This is a genomic window from Acidocella facilis ATCC 35904 (assembly GCF_000687875.1).
Classification (GTDB): Bacteria; Pseudomonadota; Alphaproteobacteria; order Acetobacterales; family Acetobacteraceae; genus Acidocella; species Acidocella facilis.
Genome location: NZ_JHYG01000034.1, coordinates 1 through 6165, shown reverse-complemented (window position 1 = coordinate 6165; position 6165 = coordinate 1). Strand labels below are relative to the sequence as shown.

Annotated in this window: 9 protein-coding genes; 6 read left to right on the top strand and 3 right to left on the bottom strand. The window is 61.3% G+C overall.

Features of this window, described 5'->3' with window-relative positions; all coding sequences use genetic code 11:
• Positions 1–47 precede the first annotated feature (47 nt).
• Genes T331_RS0116550 through T331_RS0116535 form a run of 4 tightly spaced genes read left to right on the top strand, consistent with a single transcriptional unit; the run spans position 48 to position 2666 of the window.
• Positions 48–500, top strand: a complete 453-nt coding sequence (locus T331_RS0116550) for a MarR family winged helix-turn-helix transcriptional regulator (protein ID WP_026440827.1) — start codon at positions 48–50, stop codon at positions 498–500.
• A gap of 48 nt (positions 501–548) precedes the next feature.
• On the top strand, positions 549–1112 hold the full coding sequence (locus T331_RS0116545) for an isochorismatase family protein (protein ID WP_026440826.1): 564 nt from the start codon (positions 549–551) through the stop codon (positions 1110–1112).
• A gap of 1 nt (position 1113) precedes the next feature.
• Positions 1114–1443 (top strand): hypothetical protein, encoded by a 330-nt coding sequence (locus tag T331_RS0116540; protein ID WP_026440825.1) that lies wholly within the window; start codon positions 1114–1116, stop codon positions 1441–1443.
• Positions 1440–2666: an MFS transporter gene (locus T331_RS0116535; protein WP_026440824.1), complete on the top strand. Its 1227-nt coding sequence runs from the start codon at positions 1440–1442 to the stop codon at positions 2664–2666. The genes T331_RS0116540 and T331_RS0116535 overlap by 4 nt, the downstream gene beginning before the upstream one ends.
• Positions 2667–3046: 380 nt before the next feature.
• Here the strand turns inward: T331_RS0116535 and T331_RS0116530 are convergent, their stop codons facing one another.
• Together T331_RS0116530 and T331_RS0116525 are read right to left on the bottom strand one after the other, a co-directional pair.
• Positions 3047–3370, bottom strand: a complete 324-nt coding sequence (locus T331_RS0116530; protein ID WP_026440823.1) for a DUF736 domain-containing protein — start codon at positions 3368–3370, stop codon at positions 3047–3049.
• A gap of 612 nt (positions 3371–3982) precedes the next feature.
• A complete protein-coding gene (locus tag T331_RS0116525) occupies positions 3983–4399 on the bottom strand; it encodes a MerR family transcriptional regulator (protein ID WP_244877002.1) in 417 nt (138 codons plus the stop codon).
• 82 nt (positions 4400–4481) lie between these two features.
• Here T331_RS0116525 and T331_RS0116520 point away from each other — a divergent pair, with 82 nt between their 5' ends.
• Together T331_RS0116520 and T331_RS20575 are read left to right on the top strand one after the other, a co-directional pair.
• Positions 4482–4859 carry a mercuric transporter MerT family protein gene (locus T331_RS0116520; RefSeq protein WP_026440821.1) on the top strand — a complete coding sequence of 126 codons (378 nt, stop codon included), beginning with the start codon at positions 4482–4484 and terminating at the stop codon, positions 4857–4859.
• Positions 4852–5088: a GDCCVxC domain-containing (seleno)protein gene (locus tag T331_RS20575; RefSeq protein ID WP_081822316.1), complete on the top strand. Its 237-nt coding sequence runs from the start codon at positions 4852–4854 to the stop codon at positions 5086–5088. Before T331_RS0116520 ends, T331_RS20575 begins: the two co-directional genes overlap by 8 nt.
• A 39-nt stretch (positions 5089–5127) precedes the next feature.
• Here T331_RS20575 and T331_RS0116515 read toward each other — a convergent pair whose 3' ends face one another.
• Positions 5128–6066, bottom strand: coding sequence for a DUF2493 domain-containing protein (locus T331_RS0116515; RefSeq protein ID WP_026440820.1), 939 nt, complete (start codon positions 6064–6066; stop codon positions 5128–5130).
• Positions 6067–6165: the final 99 nt, after the last annotated feature.

The following is a 6165-nucleotide window of genomic DNA, read 5'->3' as shown; positions in this document are numbered from 1 at the left end:
ATCAGATTAACTTGACAGTTTAACTTATTATAAGCCAACTAGCTGGCATGACTGCTGAACAGAAGGACAATCAATCCACCCGCGCCCCGGCCTTGGCGCAGGATCTTCGTGCCCTGCTCAGCAAGCTGAAACGCCGGCTGCGCGAACAGGGAAATATGGGAGACCTGACGCCATCCCAGGTATCCGTCTTGTTGCGCCTCGAGAAGAACGGCCCGGCGACAGCGGCGGGCCTGGCGCGCGCGGAAGGGATGCGTCCGCAATCGATGGGGCCGGTCATTGCAGCACTTCACGGCGCTGGGCTGGTGGGCGGCGCGCCGGACCCAAATGATGGAAGGCAGACCCTCCTCTCGCTCACCGACGCGTGCCGCACATGGGCTCAGGAAAAGCGTGCGGCAAAACAGGATTGGTTGACCCGCGCCATCCAGGCACGACTGTCTGCGGAGGAACAAGACGAACTCGCGGCGTCCATCGAATTGCTCAAGCGGCTCGTCGGCGACTGACGGAGCTCGTGGGGCGCAACCTATCGCGATTTTCAAAAGGATATTCCCATGGCGCTGACCACGCTCGATCCCAACACGGCCCTCATCATCGTTGACCTGCAGAAGGGCATCGTCGGTCTGCCCGTCATCCACCCCATCGGCGGCATTATCGAGCGGGCGAGCGCGCTGGCCGGCGCCTTCCGCGCGCGCGGTCTGCCGGTGGTGCTTGTGAACGTCGCTGGCGGCGCGCCAGGCCGGACGGAACAGCCGCGTCAAACTGCCCCCCGTCCCGAAGGGTGGACCGATCTCATCCCAGAGCTCAATCAACAGCCCGACGACATCGTCGTGACGAAGCGGACGTGGGGCGCATTCGCGAGCACGGACCTTAAAGCGCAGTTGAACGGGCTCGGCATCACCCAGGTGGTGATCGCAGGCGTGGCTACCGGAACTGGCGTCGAGGCAACCGCGCGCCAAGCCTATGAGCACGGTTTCAACGTGACGCTCGCCATCGACGCGATGACCGACATGCGCCTGGAGGCGCACGGCTATAGCATTGCGAACGTGTTTCCACGGCTGGGTGAAACTGGCACCACCCAGAACATCCTTGACCTGCTTGCAGCGAGGAATCCCTGACATGCTCTGGCTCGATTTCGTATCGTATTTTTTCGGTGGTGCCTTCCTTGCGAATGCCGTTCCACATCTCGTCAGCGGCGTGATGGGCAGGCCGTTTCAGAGCCCATTCGCGCAACCGCCCGGAGAAGGGCTTTCTTCGTCGACGGTCAATGTCTTGTGGGGCTTTTTCAACATCGTCACCGGCTATGTCCTCGTGTTCCGGATCGGTGATTTTGGAGTGAGGAACACAAGTGACGTCCTTGCCTGCGGGGCTGGCGTACTCTTGATCGCGCTTTTTTCGGCCCGGCATTTTGGCCGCTTCCACGGCGGCAATCAGACGGAGTATCCGTGAAAGCGCCGAGTGCAGGCATCTTCCGGTCTCTGCGGGGGTTCAACTATCGGGTCTGGGTCGCCGGTGCATTCGTCTCGAACGTGGGCACCTGGGTGCAGAGAACGGCTCAGGACTGGTTGGTGTTCACTCAGCTTACCCATCACGACGCGTCAGCCGTCGGCTTGGTCATGGCGCTGCAATTCGGGCCGCAGTTTCTACTACTCCCCTGGACAGGCTCTGCCGCCGATCATTTCAACCAGCGCAGGCTGCTGATTGCTACACAGGCAACGATGGGTGCTCTCGCTTTAGCGCTGGGGATTCTCACCGTCACGGGGACCGTCCGGCTCTGGCACGTATATATTTTTGCTTTTCTCTTTGGCAGTGCGGCGGCGTTCGATGCGCCCGTACGTCAGACCTTCGTCGCGGAACTGGTCGGGGATGTCGATCTGCACAACGCGGTGGCGCTCAATTCGACCTCGTTCAATGCCGCACGGATGATCGGGCCTGCTGTCTCCGGCGTGATCATCGCCGCTATTGGCACCGGCTGGGCATTTTTGATCAATGGTGCGTCCTTTGCTGCGGTGCTGATCTCCCTCCTGTCCCTTCGCATCTCCGAGCTCCATCCGAACGCGCGGGCGCCCCGCGCCAAGGGGAGCTTTATCGAAGGGTTGCGCTATGTGTGGGGGCGCCCAGACCTCAAGGCTATATTGGTGATGCTGTTCCTGGTCGGGACCTTCGGCCTGAACTTCCCGATCTTCATCTCGACCATGGCGGTCAGGGTCTTCCATGCCAACGCCCGCGGATACGGAATGCTGTCCTCGATCATGGCGATCGGAACCGTTGCCGGATCGTTGCTCAGTGCGGGGCGGCGTAAGGCAAAGTTCGGCATATTGCTGCTGGGTTCAGGGGTCTTTGGACTCGGTTGCACTCTGGCGGCACTCGCTCCAAATTATTGGCTGTTTGCTGGCACGCTCGTGATCATCGGCGTGGCCGCCCTGACATTGACCAATACGAGCAACAGCCTGATGCAGCTTTCGACAAAACCGGCGATGCGCGGACGGGTGATGGCGCTGCGTGTCGGCGTCGCACTCGGGGGCACGCCGATCGGCGCACCAATAGTCGGCTGGGTGGCGGATCATTGTGGGCCACGGTGGTCTCTCGGCATCGGCGCGGTCTCGGGTTTCGCAGCGGCGATCGTCGGCGCTTACGCCTTGGCGCGCCTGGAGCCACGATCTTCGGTTTGATATGTCTGTTTTTCGCGCTTGGTAGCCCTACGACGGCCAGGAGACTTTCGGCCCGACTTGCTTATTATCGGAAGCGTCAATGCTAGCCGCGGAATAACCGATGTTAACAGCGTAGCGGACATTTATGGAATAATTTCGAACGACTGAATTATTTACGGCCGATACTGGGCGTCAATATTTGCAAGTCATCTCTGATGAGGAGTTCCAGTATGACCTGTCTACTCTGACAATTCAAAAAGTTTTTGGTGCAGCTTTTTCAAAAAGCTGCGTGCTCCGTGCCTGGACTTTTTGCCAGCTGATATCGACATTCCCCAAAAGCTCCCGTCAAGTTTATAACACGCCCCCGCCCGGCATCGCCGGGCGGGGGGTCGTCGCGGGGCTTACTCCCCGTTTTGTTTGCGGCTGCGTGACCAGATGAGGGTGTACCCGTCGCTGCCTTCATCGCCGAACAGGTTGGCATAAATCGGCGCGCTGAAGCTCGGATCATCCAGCTTGACCGAGATATAATCCCGCCCCTCGGCGGATCGTTTGGACCAGCCAGCACCTAGGTCCGCTTTCGAAACGTATATGCGATGGCTGGGGGCGTTATCGCTGGTACGGTTCGCTTCCGGCACGATGCGCACATTCTTCGTCTGCACGCTCAAGGTTACAATTTCACCGTGGAATTCATTGCCGACTTTCTTAAAGGTTCCGATGGTAGCCACGTCAATTCTCCTTGCTATTTCGAGCCCGCGACCATCGCAGCCTCGATGGCGATCAATTGACCGGGGGCACGATCGGCCTGCACCGCCTGCGGCCGTAGCGTCAGCGGAGGATGGCGGCTTCCGGCTTTTTTGGAGCGCAGCGTCCGCGAGGAGGCAGCATCGCTGCCGGGGAAAAAAGCCGGAAGCCGCCATTGCAGGAAGGCGATCGTCCTTCGGTCAGATCAGCCACTGAGAGGCCGCGTGGTGCGGCGACCAGCAGACCTGGAGATAAACGGCAAACCCGGACCTGCGAGCAATCGGTAACAATAATGGTGAAATAACTGGACTTGTTTCACAGACATGCATACCCGTCCTGCCGAAATCCGCACCAGCCACAACGCCACCATCTTCAACACATGATGTGTCGAAGCTAAACACGGGCGAATGTCGCCATGCTCCAACGTGGGGGGAACAATCTCAACCAACTGGTGCGCCCCGGTTCACGCACCGCCCCTCGCCAAACCCCGGCGATGCCGCCGACGGCCAACACCTTTTCTGCTCCCGCTCCGCCGAACAAAATGGGTAAAAGGCCCGCGATGAATCCCCGCCCAGTGTCGCCGGGAGGCTCAGTGTTCAAGCCGCCGACAGCGTCTCTATCAGCGGGCAAGCCGCCTCACCTCCGGCATCGCAACGCTGCACGGCCTCGGTCAAAACGCGTTCCATGGCCCGCAGATCGGCGACACGCCTGCGCACATCCTGCAAATGTGCCGTGGCAAGGTCGCGCACTTCACCGCATGCCTGCGCCCCGGCGCCTGCCAGAAGTAGCAGTGCTCGCACCTCATCAAGCGTGAAGCCGAGTTCTCGCGCCCGCCGCACAAACACCAGCCGCCCCACATCGGCTTCATCGTAGAGACGATACCGGCCCCGCCGGCGCGGCTTCGGCAAAATGCCGATCTTTTCATAAAACCTGATGGTCTCGATCGCGCAGCCCGTGCGGCGTGAGAAATTTCCGATCGGCATGTCATCCCGGCTCATGGCATCGCGGTTCATCGGCCACCTCAATTCAGGGCTTGAGTCTGTAGTAACTACAGATGCTACGAGCCGATGACATCCACCGCAAGGAGATCATAACATGCCGCCAATCCCAACCGAATCAAACCCAAACAGTCGTGTCACCCGCGATACAGGCGCAACACTCCTGACCTTGAGCGGCCTGGGTGCCGCGTTCGGCGTGGCCTCCTGCTGTGGCCTGCCATTCCTGCTGGCGACGGCCGGTCTCAGCTCGGCATGGCTCTCGGGGATCGCGCTGTTCGCCGCGCCACACCGGCCACTGCTGCTTGCCGTGGCGGCGCTGTGCCTTGCGGCGGGCGCTGGGTTGCTGTGGTGGCGTCAGCCTGCTGGAGCGTGCGCAACCGGGTCTGTATGCGCCAAGCCCATGGTCCGTGGTATGACGATAATCGGTCTTTTCGCCGGGCTGGTGCTGCTGGTGATCGGCTATCTCTATGCGTGAGGTACCCGTGATCCTGGAATCAACCATCACCTGCCCGCATTGTGGCTTTCAGGCGGCCGAGACAATGCCGACCGATGCCTGCCAGTATTTTTACGAGTGCAAGGGATGCGGCACCCTGTTGCGGCCCAAGCCCGGGCATTGCTGCGTATTCTGCTCCTTCGGCAGCGTCCCCTGCCCACCAATCCAGATCGATGGCGGGCAAGGCGGCGGATGCTGCCCCGCCGGATGAGGTGCCGCCGTTTAATGCGGCGCATCGGCGTTGTGAGGGCTATGCGCCCCCACCGCCAAAAATCCACACCGGAATACCGAGTTTCTTGGCTTTGTCGGCCAGATTCTCCTGAATGCCAGTGCCGGGGAATACCATAACGCCAATCGGCAGCGCGTCCAGCAGCGCGTCATTGCGCTTGAACGGTGCCGCCTTGGCATGCCGTGCCCAGTCGGGCCGGTAAGCAATCTGCGTCACCTTGCGCGCATCCGCCCAGGCGGCGGCGATGCGCTCAGCGCCCTTTGGGCTACCGCCATGCAGCAGTACCATGTCCGGGTGCTTGGCGTGCACCTTGTCGAGCTTGTCCCAGATCAGCTTGTGGTCGTTGAATTCCATCCCGCCGGTGAAGGCGATTTTCGGCCCCGTTGGCAGCAGCGGCTCGGTCTCGGCCCGGCGCTTGGCGGCGATGAAGTCGCGGCTGTCGATGAGTGCGGCTGTCAGCGCGCGGTGATTCACCATCGATCCGGAGCGCGGGCGCCAGGCTGAACGTGTTTGGCGCTCAAATTGCTCAGCGGCCTGGTCGCGGAAGAACTCCAGGCAATCGCGCCGTTCCAGCAGTGTCTGCCCCTCGGCCGTGAGGCGTTCGAGTTCAACCGAGCGTATTTCTGAGCCATCCTGCTCCTTCTGGCTGCGTTTTTGCGCCTGCTCGTTATCGTCGAGCGCGCGCTCAATCCGGCCTACGGCGCGGTGGAACAAATTGACCGTGGCCCAGAGCAATTCCTCGAGGTCAGGCTCCAGGCGGGTGTCCGTTAGAGTGGCGGCAAAGGCATCGAAAATATCGGCAACGGCGCCTGCGATCAGCGGCGCTTCGGGCAATGGCCGCGGGTCGGGTTCGTCCTGGCAGGGATGGTAGCCATAAAGCTGGAGTTCGCTGAGAATATGCGCAGTGGGGGAAGCGGCGTGCGGGGGCTCGTAGCCAGTATCGTCGTGTTCGCGGGTCATGGGGTGCTCCTGTTTGCCGGAAGCCCGCGCCCATCGCGGCCTTCCATGGCGATCCCAGCCGTGGGCGGCGGCGGCCCGCACCGGTGAGGCCGGAGCGTA

Bases quoted from the DNA above. Each gene is read 5' to 3' on its own strand.
- T331_RS0116550 (WP_026440827.1), top strand. From the start codon at position 48: ATGACTGCTGAACAGAAGGACAATCAATCCACCCGCGCCCCGGCCTTG.
- T331_RS0116545 (WP_026440826.1), top strand. From the start codon at position 549: ATGGCGCTGACCACGCTCGATCCCAACACGGCCCTCATCATCGTTGAC.
- T331_RS0116540 (WP_026440825.1), top strand. From the start codon at position 1,114: ATGCTCTGGCTCGATTTCGTATCGTATTTTTTCGGTGGTGCCTTCCTT.
- T331_RS0116525 (WP_244877002.1), bottom strand. From the start codon at position 4,399: ATGAACCGCGATGCCATGAGCCGGGATGACATGCCGATCGGAAATTTC.
- T331_RS0116520 (WP_026440821.1), top strand. From the start codon at position 4,482: ATGCCGCCAATCCCAACCGAATCAAACCCAAACAGTCGTGTCACCCGC.
- T331_RS20575 (WP_081822316.1), top strand. From the start codon at position 4,852: ATGCGTGAGGTACCCGTGATCCTGGAATCAACCATCACCTGCCCGCAT.
- T331_RS0116515 (WP_026440820.1), bottom strand. From the start codon at position 6,066: ATGACCCGCGAACACGACGATACTGGCTACGAGCCCCCGCACGCCGCT.